This is a genomic window from Pseudomonas sp. R1-18 (genome assembly GCF_051132095.1).
GTDB lineage: Bacteria > Pseudomonadota > Gammaproteobacteria > Pseudomonadales > Pseudomonadaceae > Aquipseudomonas.
This window is the reverse complement of sequence record NZ_CP071658.1, coordinates 3,920,301-3,939,251: the sequence shown is the minus strand read 5'-3', so window position 1 is coordinate 3,939,251 and position 18,951 is coordinate 3,920,301. Positions and strand designations below refer to the sequence as shown.

Genomic DNA, 18,951 nt, shown 5'->3' with positions numbered 1-18,951 from the left:
CTAGCGGTGCAAGCCTGGATGCATGCGCTGATGCTGCTGCAGGATGTACTGGCGCAGGCGCTCGGAGTCGTCCTTGTTGTGCTGGCTGAGACGATAGGCACCCAGACCCTTTTCGGTCAGTCGTTCGAGCCGACCGCGCATTGAAATAGGCGCAAGGCCGGCCGGGTTGAACCATGCAGTGAACTGCTTGGGGAAATTGCCCCGTTTGCGCAGTTCAAGCAGCACGCCCTTGAAGGAAATTTCGTGGGCCCACAGCGCCGTAAGCGCACCTTTCTCGGTTTCCAGCGGAACGGGCTCGGGCAACACCAGCCTCCAGGGGCGAATCCTTGGGCCTTCCTCGTAGATGCTCGGCGCGCCCAGCTCAAGATGTAGCGCGTGGAACTCGTCCTCGACCAGGTGCAGCGGAAAGTTCATCTGCTGGTTCTTGAACTGCGCGTGGATCGTCACCTGTTCATGGGCAGCCAGACGCGTCAGCAAGTCCTGAACCTGGACGCCGCCATTGACCAGCATGCTGCGCGTACTGTCACGTACGTTCAGCCTGGGGTTGTGCTGCATGCTCTGGATAAAGTCCAGTTCAGCCTGGGTCAGCAGGGAGTCGGGGTGCATTGAGCTACTCATGCGGATTCGGCAGGTGAGGAGAATGACCGCAAAATTGCCGTCGGGTTCCGTACCAGTATCATTTGCTCAGCTCGGCGATTCTGGCTTGCGCGGCGGCCAGGGCGGCTTCCAGTTCGCGAATGCGCTCTTCGCGGCGGACCTGTTCGGTCACGTCTTTCTGAATTCCGATGTAGTACATCAGTTTGTTGGCCTCGTTGCGGACCGGAGTGATGGACAGCTCGTTCCAGAATACGCTGCCGTCCTTGCGGTAATTGCGAAGAATCTGTCGGCTGTGCTCGCCCCGCGCAACCGATTGCCGAATAAGGTCTAAGGCAGGTTGCTGGCGATCATCGCCCTGCAGGAAGCGGCAATCCCGGTAGAGGATTTCCTCATTAGCGTAGCCGGTCAGGCGGGTAAAAGCCTTGTTCGCGTAGATAAGAATGTTGTCTTCGCCTTCCTGTTCGGCGACCACGATTCCATCGCTCGAAGCGTCTACCACCAGCTGCAGCAGTTTTGCATTGATCATTCGTGACGTCGCCCCTGAAAAAAATGCGAAGTCTGCATTCTAGCTGATAGGGCATACTGTCTGGCTGTTTAAGCTGCCATCGGGGTTGTCATGAGAGTCGCCATCATTTCCGGTTCGGTCTATGGCTCGGCCGAGGAAGTCGCCCATCATGCGGGTCGTATTCTGAGCACCGCCGGTCATCAGGTCCTGCACAACCCGCGCATTGCATTGGCGCAGTTGCTTGCATTCGAACCACAGGCGCTGCTGGCCGTAGCGTCGACCACCGGCATGGGTGAGCTGCCGGATAACCTCTATCCGCTTTATGCCCAACTGCGCGATCAGTTGCCAGGTGCGCTGCGTGGTCTGCCAGGTGGTGTGATTGCCTTGGGCGATGCCAGTTACGGCGATACTTTCTGTGCCGGCGGGGAGCAGCTGCGTGAGCTGTTCGCCGAACTGGGCGTGACCGAGGTGCAGGACATGCTGCGTCTGGACGGCAGCGAAAGCGTTACGCCCGAGACTGATGCCGAACCCTGGCTGGCCGGGTTCGTCGGACGCCTGGGCTGAGGCCATCCCGCTGCGTTATCGAACACCATTCAGCATTGTCGGGTTGATGGTCAGCGCCGTACGGCTGACCCACACTCTTCGCCAGACCCATACATCCTCTGAGGGAGTGGCCAGCGATGAGTGATCCCGTTCGATTCGACGATAAGGTAGTGATCGTGACCGGCGCAGGCGGAGGTCTGGGCCGCGCTCATGCCTTGCTGTTTGCGCGGCACGGCGCCCGCGTTCTGGTCAACGACCTGGGCGGTTCGGCGCATGGCGAGGGCGCCAATGCATCGGCTGCCGACCTTGTGGTGGCAGAGATCCGCGAGGCGGGCGGCACCGCCGTTGCCAACCACGAATCCGTTACCGACGGCGAGCGCATCGTGGAGCACGCGCTCGATGCCTTCGGCAGAGTGGATGTGGTGGTGAATAACGCCGGCATATTGCGCGACAAGACCTTCGCCAAAATCGAAGACGCCGATTGGGACCTGGTCTATCGCGTTCATGTGGAGGGTGCCTACAAGGTCACCCGCGCCGCGTGGCCGCATCTGCGCGAGCAGAATCTTGGTCGGGTCATCTTTACCTCTTCGACCTCGGGCATTTATGGCAACTTCGGCCAGTCCAATTATGCGATGGCCAAACTTGGGCTCTATGGCCTGACCCGCACCCTGGCGCTGGAAGGCCGCAAGCACGGGATTCTGGTCAACGCGATTGCTCCGACTGGCGGGACGCGAATGACCGAGGGGCTGATCGAGCCTGAAATCTTCGCGTTGCTCAAACCTGAGCTGGTCAGCCCGCTGGTGGTGTACCTGGCCAGCGAACAGTGCCAGGACACGGGCGGGCTTTACGAGGTCGGTGGCGGCTGGGTCGGCAAGGTCCGTTGGGAGCGCAGCCTCGGCGTCGGCTTCGATCCGCATGCCGGGTTCAGCCCCGAAGACATCGCTGCCCGATGGTCAGACATCGGTAACTTCCAGGGCGCTGCCCACCCCGCGGACAACGTCGAGGCGCTGCGGGAAATGATGGCGCATCTTCAGAAGCACGTCAGGTAACGTCGCACGCAGCAACCCGGCAAGCGGAGATTTCAAATGGCCAGGTCGCTGCGATAATTGCGCGACGGGTAAGTAACTTGTCTCGCTGCAACTAACGAAAATTCGCGATAATTCCGAGCTATTTGTAGGATGTATCTTTGTGGCAAGTAAGCCGGCTCTGGATTTTCACGCACGTCCCAATTGGCCATTAATTCCTGGGCAACGGCACCGATAGCACCTGTGAACTCACTCAAAAGTCAGGGAACAGGACATGCCAAAACCTATCTGGGGCGACTTGCCGCCCGTTCAAATCAAAATGGCCGCCAGGAAGGTGGAGGCAGAGAAAACGACCGTGCATGCGTCACAAGTTTTGCGCGAGATCGGGGATAACGCCATTGCACTCAACTCTGTTGAAATGGAAAAGCGGCGCATGAAGCCGCTGTTCAAGAATTTCAATCCGGAGCAGGTCACGCCCAAGGAGCTCGGACGCGTCGGGGCGCTGCTCTACAAAGGCGGCTTTATCGATAATCTGACGGCAAATCTGCTCAACAGCGCCGGGGAAGAATTCGACAAGGAAGGCAATGTCGTGGACCCGGACAAGCAACTTAACGCACTGGAGTTTTTCGCCAATCGGATTGCGCGCATGCAGGAAAAGTCGCTGTCTGGAGATCCTTATGCAAAAGCGTTGATGCCCGATTACGTCAGAACCGTCCACGTTATCAAGAATCTGTACACGTTCGTAAGCTCCGGTGATAGTCCTGAAATGCTCAAGATTATCGCCTTGGAAAAAGAAGGGAAAATACCCAAAGGCCGCCCCATGCAGGGTTAGCGCTGGATAAAAAAAGCCGCTGCACTGGCAGCGGCTAAACAAGACGTGATCCAGGAGCTTGAAAATCAACGTCACTAAATCGAAGAGGTTTAACAGCGATTCAGGGCGCCAATGATAGAAGTTGTAGCCGGGTCGAAAAATCCCTGGCGAAGATAATGTTTATTGCCCTGAGCGCAACAATGTTAGTTGGTCGCGGCAAGTAGCGGGCAACCGGGACAAGGAGCCTCAGTGCAGGCTCCTGCTGGTCGGCAGCTGGCTAAGACGCTCTGCCAGGCGCAGACGCTGGACCGGATCGTCGCTCAGCAGCATTGCGTGCTCCAGATCGAAACGCTCGGCCTGCGGACATTCGAGCGCGCGGTACAGGCTGGCGCGGGCAATGTGGTCGCTGATCGTGGCTTCGCCCAGTTCGAGAATCCGGTTGGCGTCCTTGAGGGCCGAGATCAGGTCGTCATTGACCTTGTGCAAATGGCGCAGGTTGCGCGACATGCGTTGCAGCATTCCGACCGGTGTTGCGCTGACCATATGTTCGGCGCGCAGCGGCGTGTCCGCGCCGAACTGGCGTACGAGCAGTTCGCGGCAATCCTTGGGGTAGAGCCTGCGTCCGCCGCATGGATCAAGCAAATGGTCCGCGCCAGGCACCCGCAGCAGGAAGTGACCAGGGAAATTCACCCCTTCAAGCGCCAGGCCCAGGCGCCTGGCGATTTCTATCGCAATCAACGCCAAGCCTAAAGGCTGCCCGCGTCGGCGTTCGACGATCCGGTGCAGCAGTGCGGATTCAGGCTTCGGCGGATTCCAGTCATCTTGCTGGAAACCCAGCGTATTGAGGTGTCGCAGCATGAGCTGCGCCAACTCCTGAGTCGGAGAGGCAGGCAGTGCTTTGCCGACTTCCCGTTCCAGGCGATCCATCGCGTCCATGACCGGCGCCATCAGAAACCGCGAGTCATGTTCGGCACAGATCCACAACGCGGCCTCGAACACAGAAGGCGGGGTACGTTGCAGGCAGTCCAGATACGGTCGGTGTTGAGTCATCGACGCTCCTCGCGCTGGCCTCGTCTATTGAACGTACACATCCACAACCGTTTTAGCCTTGCCTGTGAATTTCGTCCAGCACCGCATGGATATGCCTGAATGGTCGGGCGGTTTCTCACCTGCCTCCTATACTCCGGCTACAAGAAGACGGGAGCACCCACCATGTTCGCTCTCATGCAAAATTCGCGCGCTGAGTCCCTGCATCTGGTCTGCGATCCGCAAGTCGGCCTCAAAGCCGTTATCGCCATTCATAGCACTCGCATGGGGCCGGCGCTGGGAGGATGTCGTTTTCTGGCCTATCCAGACGAAGACAGCGCCGTCGAAGATGCTCTGCAGCTGGCCAGAAACATGAGCTACAAAGCGGTCCTTGCCGGTCTCCCGCTCGGGGGTGGCAAGGCGGTCATCATGCGCCCGCCGCATGTGTATGACCGCACCGCGCTGTTTGAATCGTTCGGTCGTTTCATCGAGACGCTGGCCGGTCGTTACATCACGGCTGTCGACAGCGGAACGTCCAGCACCGATATGGACTGCGCCGCGTTGCACACCCGGCACGTGACCAGCACCAGCGAGGAGGGCGATCCCTCGGTGTTCACCGCGATGGGCGTGTTTGCCGGCATCCGTACCACGGCCCTGGCGCGTCTGGGCAGCGACAACCTGGAGGGGCTGCGTGTTGCGATCCAGGGGCTGGGCCATGTCGGGTACCCACTGGCTGAACAGCTGCATGCCGCCGGTGCCGAATTGCTGGTCAGCGATCTGGACAGCAGCAAGGTGCAACGCGCGATGGAAGAGCTGGGCGCGCATCCGATTGCCTGCGAGGCATTGCTCAGCACGCCTTGCGACATTCTCGCGCCCTGTGGTCTGGGACGTATCCTGAGCGGGCAGAGCGTGCCGCAATTGCGTTGCGCCGCAGTGGCGGGGGCCGCCAACAACCAGCTGAGCAGTTTGCAGATTGCCGATCAGCTTGAGGGCCGGGGCATCCTGTATGCGCCTGACTATGTAATCAATTCGGGGGGGTTGATCAACGTGGCGCTGAGGCATTCCGGAGAAAACCTCGCCACCGTCACTAATCATTTGTCGCGAATCGGGCTGCGGCTGACCGAGGTCTATGCCCACTCCCAAGCCGAAAAACGCTCGCCTGCGCGGGTTGCCGATGCGTTGGCGGAGCGTTTGCTGCACATTGATTAACGCGGGTCGGCGGTTACTCTGCCGAGTCGCTCAACAGCTCGTTCAACGCATCCGGCTGGTTCTTGAAAGCCCGGGCGAACACATCCCGATTTTTCGCCATGTAAATGCCGGCTTCTTCCACTTGCGCATCCGTCAGCGACGGCACTGCCTTGTTCAACACGGTTGCGAGCAATTCAGCGAGTTCCAGCATCTTGTCATGACGATCAGCTTCGGCTTTATCCATGAACAAACGCTCCAGATCTCGGCTGCTGCGGTATACCACTTCGACGGCCATTCACCACCTCACATGCCTTTGCGATAATTTCAGCGATTACTGTATCTTTGTACAGTGGTAAGAATAAGCCAATACCTCTTCGTTGGAAAGTGGCGTTGATGCATCTTTTCGTCAGCCGGTTGTGCCTTGCGACAACGCGTCGCGCTCTCAACCATAGCCGATGGCCCCGTTTCTGCTTTACAAAGCACGCGGGCGGAAAAAACGTCACGACCTGTCGGCATCAGCTGACGGGCATACATGAAGGTTCAGAGGTAGAGAGTCATGGGAAACAGATGGGCAGAAAAAATGCGCCACAAGGTGCATTCGCAAGCCGAATCGCTGGGCAATCTTTGCGTGGAGAGCTTCCATTTTCTGGCGCTGTTCGCCATCGGAGCCATCACAGCCTGGGCGTCGATCGTTGCTTTTCTGGGGATGGTCGAGAAGGGGAACGTCACGGTCGATGACATCCTGCTGCTGTTCATCTACCTCGAACTCGGCGCGATGACCGGGATTTATTTCAAAACCAACCACATGCCCGTGCGCTTTCTGATCTACGTGGCGATCACTGCGCTGACCCGACTGCTGATCTCGGATGTCTCGCACCACAACCCGCCAGATATCGGGATCATCTATCTGTGCGGCGGTATTCTGCTGCTGGCGTTTGCGATTCTTGTGGTGCGCTATGCATCGTACAAGTACCCGTCAGCCAAGATTCCGGACCCGTCCAGCGCCGTGAAAGGTGCAGTGACCGAGGAGAAAGGCGAGATCTGACAGGTGGCTGACACCCTGATCAGGTGTCAGCTCAGATGCCAACCGCAAGGCTGGAACGACCGCGCATCCAGTCGCGCGATGGAGCGGGCATTGTTTTGGAAGTCACACTGTCCGTCATGGCGGCCAGGACCTTGATCGCACTGTCGCCTTGCTCGATAGCGATGCCGAACTGCACGCTTTCAATCAGGCGCTTGAGCTTTTCCGGGTCATTGCGCTGGGCAGCGCTGATCAAGCGCTTGGCCACAACGCCATCCTCGTTGGAGAGGGTCAGCATGATGCTGCCGTCCAGGCCCTGAATACTCAGGTTGACCCGATATTGAGGATGAAAAGTGTCCGTGATCATCTGAAAAGGATTATCCATTTTCATTTACCTGCTCAATGGTTCTGCATAAGTTGACCGAGGGTTACTTCATTTAGTTCTCAACCGCTCATCGGCGGTTGGCTCGCCCTGGAGCCTGGTCAACGTTAGATGGCCAGCGTCATGGTGCATTGCTTCGACCAATGCACGGTTCGGGCCACCCTTCGGCTAGAACGCGGCGGACGCATCAGTGGGCAGTTTCAGCCAGCCGAGCGTCACCGTGACATTAAGCAAATCCTTGGCTTTGTTCGACAAAAGCGCACAGTGACCTTCCATGGTGCGACGCTTTGGTATCGGTACTAAACAGCAACCATGAAAAAAGGCGAGCCCTTTCGGGGTCGCCTATGTCTGGAACCGATTGCGTCAAGCCAGGCGGGCAGCCTCCTGAGCTTGCTCCTTCTCCAGGAACTCCTGTTGAAGGAGTGCGTCGGCGCTTTCTGTATCTACAGATTCGGGGTCCACGGGAGCGGCACCACGCTTGTCGCGCAGTTTGCCAAACAGGTGCTCAAGGGCGTGATCCAGTTTGACGGCTGCGCCATCCACGGCCTGGTCCAGCGTGTCGGCCTTGTGGGAAACGGAAATGGGTTGATGACCTTTTGGCCGGGCCTCCATCTGGCACTTGATATCGCCGGGGCCGGGCTTGTCACCAGTCTCGTCGCGGATATGGACTTCCACGCGGGTCAGGTATTCGTCGTAATGTTCGAGCGTGCTTTCAACGGTGGTGCGAACCCATTCCTCCAGTCGGATACTGCTTTCGATGTGATTATTACTATTGACCTGGATCTGCATAGTTAATCCTTCTTGGGCTTGCTCGCCTGAGGCAGGCTGTCCGGCTCCATGCGGAACCGATTTCGTTTGCGCTCGCTTACAGTGTTGGCGTCTGGGCTCGAACAATTCAACCCCCCAAATGTAAGAAATATTTCGCTCTACGAAAGGTGCAACCATTCGTTTGGATAAGAGGTCACACGTAGTTGCGCCTGCCTGCCAGTCGACGCTGAGCAAGCTGTTCCGGATTGCGCGCGCGCCATGCCGGGCATGGCGCGGACATGTCATCGTCAGAAGGCCACCGAGGTCTGTACATAGACCGTGCGCGGTTCGCCCACGTATTTGCCCTTGTTGTTGTCATCGAAAGAGCGGGTGAAGTACTCGCGGTTCAGCAGGTTTTTAACGCCGACCGCGACATTCAGATCCGACATCTTTGGTCCGAAATCGTAGGCCGCGCGGGTGCTGAACAGCATGTAGCCGGGGATCTTGCCGGTGCTGCCGTCGGCGCTTTCAGCCGAGGTGTTGGCGTTGTCGGCGAACTGGTTGCTCTGGAACGCGCTGTCCAGATTCAGCTTCCACGGCCCCTCGGTATAGGTCACACCCATCGTGCCTTTGTGGCGGGACGAAAACGGCACGCGATTACCCTTGTTGGGGCCGTCCTCGCGAATCGTCGCATCCACGAACGCGTAGCTGGCGTAGACGTCGAACCCAGCCAGTGCCGGGCTCAGTCCGTCGAGCGCGTAGTTGACGCTTGTCTCGATGCCCTGATGCCGGGTTTCGCCTCTGGCGATGACGGTGTCGTTGGTCTGGTTGCTTTCGTACTGGTTGTCGAAGTTGATCAGAAACGCGCCGATCTCTGCCTTCAGATGACCGTTGTCATAACGTGTCCCCAGCTCCCAGGTGCGCGCTTTTTCGGGTTTGACGGCACCGCCGCTGACGCGATTGGGCATCTGGCTGTACTGCACGCTGCCGAACGAACCTTCGGTATTGGCGTACAGATTCCAGGTGTCGGTCAGGTGGTACAGCACGTTCAGAGCGGGCAAAGCCGTGTGGTAATTGCCCTGGTATTTGACGTTGGTCAGATTGTTGTTCTGCGCGGTATCGATCCGCTCATACCGGACACCGGGGGTGATAGTCCACTTGCCAATATCGATGCGGTCATCAATGTAGAACGCGTTGGCTTCGGTGGCACCGCGGGTGTCCCGGTCGTTGCGGCTGGCGGTGGTCGGCAGCTCGCCGGTCACTGGCTCGCGATAGCGCAGTTCATGGCCTGCCTCGTTGACGTAACGGTAGCCGACACCGACTTCATGCCACGTCTCGCCCAGCGCAAAGCCTTGAGAGAAGCGGGTTTCCACGCCGCGCACCCAATATTCGCGGGGCGACAGGGAAACAAAACTGCCTTGGTCCAGGTAACCACTGCGCAGGGTTTTGGTAAAGAAGGTGTTGGCGGTGAATACCCGCGCGTCCTGCTCGTAGCGATAGCCGAAGTTGACCAGCGTACGACGACCCCAGAATTTGTCTTTGAGGCGCGTGGACTGGTACGGGTCGGCATCATAGTCGGCCACGCTCAAGCCGCCGGGCATCTGTGCTTCTCCCTCGTAATACTGGGCCATGGCATTGACGCTGTTGGCATCGTCAATCTGGTAGTTGCCCTTGAGGATCAGATCGTCGATCTGCGTGTCGCTGTGTTCACGCCAGTCGCCACCACGCACCCCGGAATACAGAATCGCGCCGCCCAGGCCGTTGTCGGCAGTGCCGCCTGCAAGCAGGTTGCCGGTCGTCTTGAAGCCGTCGTGGCTGGAAGACGGGCTGGTTTCGGTCTGGATGCCGCCCTTGAGAGTTGGCTCATCGGGGATGGCGCGGGTCACGAAGTTGACGATCCCGCCGACGTTCTGCGGACCGTAACGCACCGCGCCGCCGCCGCGTACGACGTCCACCGCATCCATGTTGCCCATGCTCACCGGGGCAAACGAAAGCTGCGGCTGGCCATATGGCGCAAATGGCACGGGGATGCCGTCCATCAGCACTGTCGAGCGCGACGCCAGACGCGGATTGAGGCCGCGAATACCAAAGTTCAGCGCCATGTCGTGGCTGCCGGTGCCGTTGTTGTCCGGCGCATTGACGCCCGGAATACGGTTCAGCACTTCTCGTGCCGACGTCGCTCCGACGCGTTCGAACTCCTCGCGGCGGATTACATCCCTGGCGCCGGGGTGCTCGAAGACATCGGTCTGCTGAGCATCGCCCAACCAGTCGCCAACCACGGTAGAAGCACCGAGTTCGATGGGCCCGCTCACGCTAGCGCTGGCCTGCTGTACGGTAAAGCCGTCATTGCCATCGGCCTGCGCCCGCAGACCGGTGCCTTCGAGCAGCGCGTTCAGACCCTGCTCGGCGGTGTACTGACCCTCAAGCCCCTGGGTCTTGAGGCCGCTGGTGACTTGCGAACCGTAGGAAATCAGCACGCCGGATTCACGGCCGAACTGAGTCAGAGCCGTTTCCAGATCACTGGGTGCAATGTGGTAAACCCTGGGCGCCGTTTCCGCGGCCTGGGTCATCGACAGGCTGCCAAGGGAAAGGCTTGCGCCGAACAGTACATGACGCAGGGCGCGAACCAGTGGGGCAGGTTGAGTTGGGCGGGCTGACATGCAGGAGTCCTTTGACCGGTAAGGGAAGAAATGCTTTCCCTGTCTGTCACGCGAGCGCGGGAAAACGGCTCAACGAATATGAATTTTTATCATCGTAGGAGCGCGCTTGCCCGCGACGGCAATCTGCCTGATGTTGCATTGATGACGGCGAGACCGCTTTCGCCAGCAAGCTGGCCCACAAGAACCGCAGCGCTGCACGAACTGTAGGAGCTGGCTTGCCTGCGATCTGCCGGGAACCGGCAGCAAGATGGTTCATGCGGTATAACCAAGGTCGCCAGGATTACTGCCGCTACGCGCCAGATCGCGAGCAAGCTCACTCCCACGCCCTGCGGGCAGAATCAAAAGCGGATTCGCGGGCACCAGGAGTTTCTGCCCAAGGGCGGTTTAGGGCTACCCCCCAGACATAGAATCTCCCACAGGGTGCTGAGGTCAGGCCTGCCGGCAGCATCAAACCCGCGCTTGCACGTTCACCCAATACCGGGTGAAGCGCTGCACGCGAACCGGCAAGGCGAGTTCCAGCATGGCAAGGATGCGCTCGCTATCGGCCAGCGGATAACTGCCGGAGATCAGCAGGTCAGCGACTGCGGCGTCGCATTGCAAACGCCCTCGCCGGTAGCGGCCAAGCTCGGCGAGAAAATCGGCCAGACGCATGCGCGACGCCACGAGCATGCCGTCGGCCCAGGCACCGCTGCCGGCGTCCAGAGGACGGATGTCGGCCCAGCCCTCGTGGCTGAAGCTCACTTGCTGCCTGGCCTCCAGCTGCAGACCCTGACCGGATCGGGCCGTCGGCCGGACCAGTAACGAGCCCGCAAATACTTCCAGTCGAGTATGCCCGTCCAGCTGACGGAGGTTGAAACGTGCGGCGCCCGGTGATGCCTGGAGCGAACCTTCAGCAGTCACCAGTTCCAGCGGTCGGGCATCCGGGGAAGAGGTCACGAGGATTTCGCCCTGCAATAAACGAATCAGCCGCTGTTGCACGTCAAAACGCACATCCACCGCAGTGGCGGTATTAAGTTGCAGCTGGCTGCCGTCATCCAGGCGCACGTCACGCCTCTCACCTACGCCACTGTCGAGATCGGCAAACATCGGTTGCAGGGCAATCTGCTCGCGCACGTTCCAGCCCACCGCCGAACCGACGCCGAGCAGCAATAGCAGCTTGAGCGCCTGGCGACGGCCGCCGCTTGTGCGGGAGGCGAGGGCGGCATGGGCTAGTGGCGACGGCAGGCCGCTCAAGCGCTGGTTGACCTTCTGAATGTGCGCCCACGCGCGCTGGTGCTCAGCGTTGCCGTTCAACCACTGTTGCCAGGCCGCCTGACGCTGCCCCTGTAACGGCGCCTCCTGGATTTCGAGCAGCCAGTCGACCGCCTGCCTGGCAACCTGCGGTGAAATACCGGATTTGTTCAAGGATTCGCCGTTCATGTCACAACGCGAAATAGCAGCGCATGGCTGCTTTGTTCAGGTGGCGTTTGACGGTCGCGATGGAAATACCCAGTTCGGCTGCCACCTCGCCGTGGCTCAGGCCGTCGACCTGCGACAGCAGGAATGCACGTTTGACCAGCGCCGGCAGGCCGTCCAGACGCTCGTCGAGCTCTACCAGGGTTTCAAACAGGATGGCGCGTTCTTCTTCGGATGGCGCCAGGTCTTCCGGCATTTGCGCCAACGCCTGGCAGTAAGCGCGCTCCAGATCCTGACGTCGGTAGTGGTTGCCCAGCACGCGTCTGGCGATGGTGGTCAGAAACGCACGCGGTTCATTGATCCGCGCCGCATCCCGCGCCGTCAGTACCTTGATGAAGGTGTCTTGAGCGAGATCCGCGGCGCTGTGCGGGCAGCCGAGCCTGCGTCGCAGCCAACCGGTCAGCCACACATTGTGGGCGCGATACAGGCTGTCGATTGTGCTGTTGAGGGCTGGATGAGTGACGGGCATCACGCGGACCGATTCACGAAGTCTCTGGAAGGCGTGGATTCTGGCAGAGTCTTTTGCATATGAGAATATTTATCATTAATATTGCGTATCGTTCGCCGCGCTCCCGGCGGATCTCTCGCAGCGCCGGCAGCTCGTTATGTGCGGCGCGCATCGGCTAAAGGTTCGATGATGGACGGCTCCTCTGTAAGCGGCCCGATCGCTGACAAGCGCAGTGGCAAGGTAAAGACCGGCGGCGTAACGCTCGCCTACCGGCTGGCCGTCGCATCGCGCGCGCTGGCCGCGATCTTTGCCGGCTATCTGCTGGCGTCCCTTGCAAGCATTTGCCTTGCTCACTGGCTGCCCGTGGCCCGCGCCGAGGCGGTGGTCATTTCGATGATGCTGTCCTTTCTGGTTTATCTGGGGGCAGTGTTGTGGTGTTTCTCATGTCGCTCGGCCTCGCGAGCCTGGGCGGGAATGCTGCTTCCGTGTGCCGTGCTGGGTGCCATGTACTGCTGTGATCGGTGGCTGTCATGAAGGAAGGCTTTCGTCAGGCCATGGCCTGGCTGCACACCTGGATCGGCCTGCTGTTCGGCTGGCTGCTGTTTGCGATTTTCCTGACCGGCACGCTTTCGTACTTCAAAAACGAAATCACTCAGTGGATGCAGCCGGAAATCCCGGTGCGCGCGGTCGATGGCGCGGCCAGCATCCAGGTCGCCCAGCAATACCTGCAGCATCACGCAGCGGGTGCGTCGCGCTGGTTTATCAACATGCCCGACGAGCGCACGCCTGCACTGTCGGTAGGCTGGTTGCCGGAAGGCAAGCCAGGGCAGCGTGGCAATTTCAAACGCGCATTGCTAGACCCACAGACCGGCACCGAGGTGCAGGCCCGCGAAACCCGTGGCGGGGACTTTTTCTATCGCTTCCATTTCCAGTTGCAGATGCCGCACCCCTGGGGCCGCTGGCTCGCGGCCGCCGCTGCAATGGTGATGCTCATCACGCTGGTCTCTGGAGTGATCGTTCACAAGAAAATCTTCAAAGAGTTTTTCACCTTCCGCCCGCGCAAGGGCCAGCGCTCCTGGCTGGATGGCCACAATGCCGTGGGCGTTCTGGCGTTGCCGTTTCACCTGATGATCACCTACAGCAGTCTGGTGATCTTTATGTCAATGGTCATGCCGGCGAGCATCCTGACCAGCTATGGCAGCGTCCAGGCGTTCTACAACGAAGTATTTCCGACCGGCAAAATGGTCAAGGCGCAAGGCACGCCCGTTCCGCTGGTGCCGCTGGCACCGCTGTTCAAGGTTGCAGATGAGCGCTGGGCAGGCGACCGGGTTGGTCGTGTCTTTATCAACAATCCGGGCGATATCACCGCCTCGGTCACTCTGTCTCGTGATGACCGGGGCAGCATCGTGCCCGACCGTGGCGGCGCGTTGACCTTCAATGGAGTTAGCGGCGAGCTGGAGAGCGAAGTGCCAGCGCGCTCCTTGCCGCTGCTGATCTCCAGCGCCATGTACGGTCTGCATGTCGGGCACTTCGCCGGGCCGACTATGCGTTGGCTGTACTTCATCTTTGGTATTGCGGGCACGGCAATGATCGGCACCGGGCTGGTGATGTGGCTGGGCAAACGTCAGCTCAAACATGCGAAAAGCGGCGTGCTGCCGTTCGAGCTGCGGTTGGTGCAGGTGCTCAATATCGCCAGCATGGCCGGGCTGATGATCGCTGTGGCGAGTTTCTTCTGGGCCAACCGGCTACTGCCTTCCGGGCTGGCCGGTCGTGCTGACTGGGAAGTCGATCTGTTCTTCGTGATCTGGGGGCTGGCCGTGCTGCACGCCGCGTTACGCACCGGCCAGCAAGGCTGGCGCGAACAGCTGGCGCTGGGCGCGCTGTTGTTCGCCGGCCTGCCGCTGCTCGATCTGCTGACCGGCAATGCTCGTTACATGCTTGAAGCCGTGGCGCAGGGGCAATGGGTGCTGCTGGCGTTCAACCTCACCGCCCTCGGCACTGGCGTATTCCTTGGCTGGGCGGCGATGAAGTTCAAGGCGCAACCGGCGAATGCATCGCTTCGCGCGTCCCGGGTGACTCTACATGCCAATACGCAGGAACCGAGCTGATGCTGTTGCCTGCCTTGCTGTCCTACATGGGTTTCACCGCTCTTTGCCTGTCTATGCCGAGGCATTACAGCGAGCTGCTGAGCGGGACGATTTCGCCCGGTCGCGCCAGACTGGTCAAGCTGGCCGGTTGGCTGTTGCTGGCCCTGTCGATGTGGGCATCGGTCGCGGCGGATGGTTGGGGGTTCGGACTTGTGCAGGGCGTCGCGGTGCTGATGGCGAGCGTCATGTTGCTGGTCTTTCTGATGCCGTTCCGACCGGGCTGGGTATTGAAGCTCGCTGCACTGAGCACGGTGCTTGTGCCGATTGTCGCGGGCGTCAGTGGCTGACCCGGGCACCCGCCAGTGCCTGCCGGTATTCTCCGGGCGTAGCGCCCATAACCTGACGAAAGCGATTGCTGAAGTGGCTGGCACTGGCGAATCCACAGGCCAGCGCTACATCGCCCAACGGCCGTTCGGTCTGCCGAAGCAGACGTCGGGCGTGCTCCATGCGCCGGGCGAGCAAGTACTGGTGAGGCGGCAAACCGAAGCTCTCGCGAAACATCCGTGCGAAGTGATATTCGGACAGTGCGCACATGCCTGCCAGCTGACCGAGCGTCAGAGGATCGGCCAGATGTGCTTCGATGAACTCCACCAGACGGCGTCGTAGATGAGAAGCAAGCCCGCCTTTTAGCCGTAGCCCTTGCCGTTTGCCCACTTGGCTGAGCAGGGCGTGGCTGAGCATTTCATGCGCCAGGCTGCAGGTCAGCAGGCGTTCGCCGGGTTCGTTCCAGTTCATGCGGATCAGTTGCTGGAAACGCTCGGCTTGGCGCGGATCTTCCAGAAAGGTGTTTTCGCGCAGCTGCATCTCGCGGGGTTCGCGGTCGAGTAGCGTGAGGCAACCCAGCGCGAATTGCTCCTGGCTGAAGTACAAGTGCGCCAGACGTATCTCGCCGTTGATGACCCATGCCGATTCATGTCCGGCGGGCAAGATGCACAGTTTGCCCGGCGCGCCTTTCTGGTCCGGCTGATCGCGACGGAAAGTGCCCGTGCCGTCGGCGATGTAGCAGGACAGTGTGTGGTGAGTCGGGGCGTGATACTCCCGCGCGTCATGCCGGTTATTCCATAGCGCAGCCACCAGCCCGTCGCCCAGCGCCGCGCTCTGTTCGAGACGCGCGTGGGGCGAATTGCTCAGGGACTCAAAGACCTGAATGGATTCAATGGGTGGCATGACGTTTCCTCCAGACCTCGCATCCTACGCGCCGCGCGACCGCTTGCCAGCAGAGGCGTGATCAAATGCGCAAGTTTGTGCAAACGGCCCGGGCAATTCGCGCCTCAGACTGCGGGCTCGCAAAGGAGCCGCATCATGAACATCTCGCTTTACCTGCTGACCGTGCTGATCTGGGGTACGACCTGGATCGCCTTGAAACTGCAACTGGGTGTGGTCGCGATCCCCGTTTCGATCTTCTATCGCTTTGCCCTGGCGGCGCTGGTGCTGTTCGCGATTCTGCTGCTGAGCCGGCGGCTGCAACCGGTCAATCGTCGTGGGCAACTGATCTGTCTGGCGCAGGGCCTGTGCCTGTTCTGCATCAATTTCATGTGTTTCTACAGCGCCAGCCGCTGGATCCCCAGCGGCCTGATCGCCGTGGTGTTCTCTACCGCCACGCTATGGAATGCGCTGAATGCGAGGATCTTCTTCCGCCAGCGCGTGGCAAGCAATGTGCTGGCGGGCGGCGGCATGGGCTTGCTGGGCCTGGGCTTTCTGTTCTGGCCGGAGCTGTCCGGGCATGGCGCCAGTTTCGAAACGCTGTTGGGGCTTGGCCTGGCCCTGTTGGGCACCCTGTGTTTCTCGGCGGGCAATATGCTGTCCAGCATGCAGCAGAAAGCCGGCCTGCGACCGCTGACCACCAATGCCTGGGGCATGTTTTACGGGGCCGCGATTCTGGGTCTGTACTGCGTGGCCAGCGGCACGCCGTACGACTTCGAATGGAACGGGCGTTACGTCGGTTCGTTGTTGTATCTGGTGGTGCCAGGCTCGGTCATCGGGTTTACCGCCTACCTGACCCTGGTCGGCAGCATGGGCCCGGAACGCGCGGCCTACTGCACCGTACTGTTCCCGGTGGTGGCGCTGAATATCTCGGCGTGGGTCGAGGGTTACCAGTGGACCATGCCGGCATTGTTCGGGCTGGTGCTGGTGATGCTGGGTAACGTCCTGGTGTTCAGAAAACCCAGGCCGGTGCTGGTGCCTGCGAGGGCGTGACGGCCATCAGGCTGGGCGCGAGCAATGTAGGAGTCAGCTCGCTGGCGATGAGGGCTGCGGATTCACAACAAGTTTTCAGTCTGTGATCCGGAAGTCGCGAGCAAGCTCCCTCCCACAAAACGAGGTACTTCCTGTAACGGGAAGTACCTCAAGGCATCAGCCCTTCCACACCTGCGGGTTCACCAGATCCTGCGGCTTGCTGCCCAGCAGTGCGCTGCGCAGGTTGTCGCAGGCGCGATTGGCCATGGCGTCGCGGGTCTCGGAGGTGGCGGAACCGATATGGGGCAGGGTGACGGCATTCTTGAGCTGGAACAGCGGCGACTCGCTCAGTGGTTCCTTCTCATACACATCCAGGCCCGCGCCACGAATAGTGCCGTTCTGCAGGGCTTCGATCAGTGCCGGTTCGTCGACGATCGGGCCGCGGGCGATGTTCACCAGAATGGCGTTCGGCTTCATCAGCGACAGTTCACGACGACCAATCATGTGCCTGGTCTTTTCGCTCAGCGGCACGACCAGACACACGAAATCGGATTCGGCCAGCAACTGGTCCAGGCTGCGGAACTGCGCGCCCAGCTCTTTTTCCAGCTCGGGCTTGTGGCTGTTGCCGCTGTACAGAATCGGCATGTTGAAGCCCAGGCGACCGCGACGGGCGATGGCCGCGCCGATGTTGCCCATGCCGACGATGCCCAGAGTCTTGCCATACACGTCGGTGCCGAAATGCGGCGCCTCGATGCTGCGCTTCCACTGGCCGGACTTGGTCCAGGCATCCAGTTCCGCGACGCGGCGGGCGCTGCTCATGATCAGCGAGAACCCCAGGTCGGCGGTGCTTTCGGTCAGCACGTCCGGGGTGTTGGTGAGCATGATGCCGCGCTCGCTCAGGTAGCCGACATCGTAATTGTCATAGCCCACTGAAATGCTCGAAATCACCTCCAGCTTCTTCGCGCTCTCCAACTGTTCACGGCCCAGCTTGCGACCGGAGCCGATCAGGCCGTGCGATTCGGGCAACGCCTCGTTGAACTGAGCGCTGATGTCACCCAGCTTGGGGTCGGGCACGATGACGTTGAATTCCTCAGACAGGCGTTCGGCCAGCTCAGGGGAAACACGGCTGAAGGCGAGTACGGTTTTTTTCATTGGGCAGTCACTCTTGAGCGGTTGATGCTAAGCAACCTAACATTCCTGCCCACCCTTTGGCAGCCGATTTTTTTCAGTTGTACGATGTCATGCCAAGCCTTTAAGCGCCTGAACGTGCAGGTCCGCCTCGTCCGCCGCGAGGATTTCCGGCAAGGAACCGCGCAGGTATTCCACCCAGGTCTTGATCTTGGCATCCAGGTACTGACGCGACGGATAGATGGCGTACAGGTTCAGCTCCTGCGAACGATAGTCGGGCAGCACCCGCACCAGCGACCCGTTGCGCAGGCCGTCAATGGCCGAATAGATCGGCAGGATGCCGACGCCCATTCCGCTGGAGATCGCGGTCTGCATGGCATCCGCGGAATTGACCAGCAGCGGCGACTGGGTGATGGTCACCATTTCCTGACCTTCAGGACCGTCGAACAGCCATTTCTCCAGCGGAAAGACCGGGCTCACCAGGCGCAGGCAGGCGTGGTTGAGCAGCTCCGCGGGCTTGTGCGGCATGCCGAAGGTTTTGACGTACTCCGGCGACGCACACACGATGCTGTAGGTGATGCCCAGCCGCTGGGAGACGAAACCCGAGTCCGGCAGCTCGCTGGCCAGCACGATTGAAACGTCATAGCCCTCTTCAAGCAGGTCGGGCACGCGGTTGGTCATGGTCAGGTCGAAGGAGACGTCCGGGTGATTACGCCGATAGCGTGCGATGGCGTCAATCACGTAATGCTGGGCAACGCCGGGCATCGAATGCACCTTGAGCTGGCCGGCGGGGCGCGCGTGGGCATCGCTGGCTTCGGCTTCGGCTTCTTCCACCGAGGCCAGAATCTGCTCGCAGCGCAGCAGATAACGCTTGCCCGCTTCGGTCAGCGCGATGCGCCGGGTGGTGCGGTTCAGCAGACGGGTTTGCAGATGGGCTTCGAGGTTCGAGACGGCGCGCGATACGTTGGCAGTGGTGGTGTCCAGCTGTGCAGCGGCTGCGGTGAAGCTGCCCGCTTGCGCCACACAACTGAAGGCGCGCATGTTTTGCAGGGTGTCCATGGGAGTTTCTCTGGAGAGATACCAAATTGTGACA

At 60.3% G+C, this 18,951-nt stretch carries 21 protein-coding genes; 9 read left to right on the top strand and 12 right to left on the bottom strand.

The window, feature by feature from the left end; all coding sequences use genetic code 11:
- On the bottom strand, positions 1-606 hold the full coding sequence (locus J3P77_RS18035) for a hypothetical protein (RefSeq protein ID WP_434677940.1): 606 nt from the start codon (positions 604-606) through the stop codon (positions 1-3).
- A gap of 70 nt (positions 607-676) precedes the next feature.
- On the bottom strand, positions 677-1,123 hold the full coding sequence (locus J3P77_RS18030) for a PAS domain S-box protein (RefSeq protein ID WP_434677939.1): 447 nt from the start codon (positions 1,121-1,123) through the stop codon (positions 677-679).
- Positions 1,124-1,213: 90 nt separating this feature from the next.
- Between J3P77_RS18030 and J3P77_RS18025 the strand changes: the two genes are divergently transcribed.
- From J3P77_RS18025 to J3P77_RS18015, 3 genes are all read left to right on the top strand, one after another.
- Positions 1,214-1,666, top strand: a complete 453-nt coding sequence (locus J3P77_RS18025; protein WP_434677938.1) for a flavodoxin — start codon at positions 1,214-1,216, stop codon at positions 1,664-1,666.
- A 116-nt stretch (positions 1,667-1,782) separates the two neighbouring features.
- The gene (locus J3P77_RS18020; RefSeq protein ID WP_434677937.1) at positions 1,783-2,694 is read left to right on the top strand and encodes an SDR family oxidoreductase; all 912 of its coding nucleotides are present in this window, start codon (positions 1,783-1,785) and stop codon (positions 2,692-2,694) included.
- A 250-nt stretch (positions 2,695-2,944) separates the two neighbouring features.
- Positions 2,945-3,502 carry a hypothetical protein gene (locus J3P77_RS18015; protein WP_434677936.1) on the top strand — a complete coding sequence of 186 codons (558 nt, stop codon included), beginning with the start codon at positions 2,945-2,947 and terminating at the stop codon, positions 3,500-3,502.
- Positions 3,503-3,727: 225 nt separating this feature from the next.
- Here the strand turns inward: J3P77_RS18015 and J3P77_RS18010 are convergent, their stop codons facing one another.
- Positions 3,728-4,531, bottom strand: a complete 804-nt coding sequence (locus tag J3P77_RS18010; RefSeq protein ID WP_434677935.1) for a SirB1 family protein — start codon at positions 4,529-4,531, stop codon at positions 3,728-3,730.
- Positions 4,532-4,693: 162 nt separating this feature from the next.
- Between J3P77_RS18010 and J3P77_RS18005 the strand changes: the two genes are divergently transcribed.
- Entirely contained in the window at positions 4,694-5,716 is a 1,023-nt protein-coding gene (locus J3P77_RS18005; protein WP_434677934.1) for a Leu/Phe/Val dehydrogenase, read from the top strand.
- Between the two features lie 13 nt (positions 5,717-5,729).
- Here the strand turns inward: J3P77_RS18005 and J3P77_RS18000 are convergent, their stop codons facing one another.
- A complete protein-coding gene (locus J3P77_RS18000; protein WP_434677933.1) occupies positions 5,730-5,990 on the bottom strand; it encodes a YebG family protein in 261 nt (86 codons plus the stop codon).
- Positions 5,991-6,251: 261 nt separating this feature from the next.
- On the opposite strand from J3P77_RS18000, the gene J3P77_RS17995 reads away from it, so the two are divergent.
- On the top strand, positions 6,252-6,740 hold the full coding sequence (locus J3P77_RS17995; protein WP_434677932.1) for a phosphate-starvation-inducible protein PsiE: 489 nt from the start codon (positions 6,252-6,254) through the stop codon (positions 6,738-6,740).
- A gap of 31 nt (positions 6,741-6,771) precedes the next feature.
- Here the strand turns inward: J3P77_RS17995 and J3P77_RS17990 are convergent, their stop codons facing one another.
- The 5 genes from J3P77_RS17990 to J3P77_RS17970 form a co-directional block, all read right to left on the bottom strand.
- Positions 6,772-7,101 (bottom strand): DUF3509 domain-containing protein, encoded by a 330-nt coding sequence (locus tag J3P77_RS17990; RefSeq protein ID WP_434677931.1) that lies wholly within the window; start codon positions 7,099-7,101, stop codon positions 6,772-6,774.
- Positions 7,102-7,461: 360 nt separating this feature from the next.
- A complete protein-coding gene (locus J3P77_RS17985) occupies positions 7,462-7,887 on the bottom strand; it encodes an HPF/RaiA family ribosome-associated protein (protein WP_434677930.1) in 426 nt (141 codons plus the stop codon).
- A gap of 266 nt (positions 7,888-8,153) precedes the next feature.
- Entirely contained in the window at positions 8,154-10,505 is a 2,352-nt protein-coding gene (gene fecA / locus J3P77_RS17980; protein ID WP_434677929.1) for a TonB-dependent Fe(3+) dicitrate receptor FecA, read from the bottom strand.
- Positions 10,506-10,952: 447 nt separating this feature from the next.
- Positions 10,953-11,924, bottom strand: a complete 972-nt coding sequence (locus J3P77_RS17975; protein WP_434677928.1) for a FecR domain-containing protein — start codon at positions 11,922-11,924, stop codon at positions 10,953-10,955.
- Position 11,925: 1 nt separating this feature from the next.
- On the bottom strand, positions 11,926-12,429 hold the full coding sequence (locus tag J3P77_RS17970) for a sigma-70 family RNA polymerase sigma factor (protein ID WP_434677927.1): 504 nt from the start codon (positions 12,427-12,429) through the stop codon (positions 11,926-11,928).
- Between the two features lie 168 nt (positions 12,430-12,597).
- On the opposite strand from J3P77_RS17970, the gene J3P77_RS17965 reads away from it, so the two are divergent.
- The 3 genes from J3P77_RS17965 to J3P77_RS17955 are packed head-to-tail and all read left to right on the top strand — an operon-like array spanning position 12,598 to position 14,842.
- On the top strand, positions 12,598-12,942 hold the full coding sequence (locus J3P77_RS17965) for a DUF3649 domain-containing protein (RefSeq protein ID WP_434677926.1): 345 nt from the start codon (positions 12,598-12,600) through the stop codon (positions 12,940-12,942).
- Positions 12,943-12,962: 20 nt separating this feature from the next.
- On the top strand, positions 12,963-14,516 hold the full coding sequence (locus J3P77_RS17960) for a PepSY-associated TM helix domain-containing protein (RefSeq protein WP_434682053.1): 1,554 nt from the start codon (positions 12,963-12,965) through the stop codon (positions 14,514-14,516).
- The gene (locus tag J3P77_RS17955) at positions 14,516-14,842 is read left to right on the top strand and encodes a DUF3325 domain-containing protein (protein WP_434677925.1); all 327 of its coding nucleotides are present in this window, start codon (positions 14,516-14,518) and stop codon (positions 14,840-14,842) included. The genes J3P77_RS17960 and J3P77_RS17955 overlap by 1 nt, the downstream gene beginning before the upstream one ends.
- Here J3P77_RS17955 and J3P77_RS17950 read toward each other — a convergent pair.
- Positions 14,832-15,722 (bottom strand): helix-turn-helix domain-containing protein, encoded by an 891-nt coding sequence (locus J3P77_RS17950; RefSeq protein ID WP_434677924.1) that lies wholly within the window; start codon positions 15,720-15,722, stop codon positions 14,832-14,834. The genes J3P77_RS17955 and J3P77_RS17950 overlap by 11 nt on opposite strands.
- 135 nt (positions 15,723-15,857) lie before the next feature.
- Between J3P77_RS17950 and J3P77_RS17945 the strand changes: the two genes are divergently transcribed.
- On the top strand, positions 15,858-16,751 hold the full coding sequence (locus J3P77_RS17945; protein WP_434677923.1) for a DMT family transporter: 894 nt from the start codon (positions 15,858-15,860) through the stop codon (positions 16,749-16,751).
- Between the two features lie 156 nt (positions 16,752-16,907).
- Here J3P77_RS17945 and J3P77_RS17940 read toward each other — a convergent pair whose 3' ends face one another.
- The gene (locus tag J3P77_RS17940; RefSeq protein WP_434677922.1) at positions 16,908-17,882 is read right to left on the bottom strand and encodes a 2-hydroxyacid dehydrogenase; all 975 of its coding nucleotides are present in this window, start codon (positions 17,880-17,882) and stop codon (positions 16,908-16,910) included.
- 87 nt (positions 17,883-17,969) lie between these two features.
- On the bottom strand, positions 17,970-18,917 hold the full coding sequence (locus J3P77_RS17935) for a LysR family transcriptional regulator (protein WP_434677921.1): 948 nt from the start codon (positions 18,915-18,917) through the stop codon (positions 17,970-17,972).
- Positions 18,918-18,951: the final 34 nt, after the last annotated feature.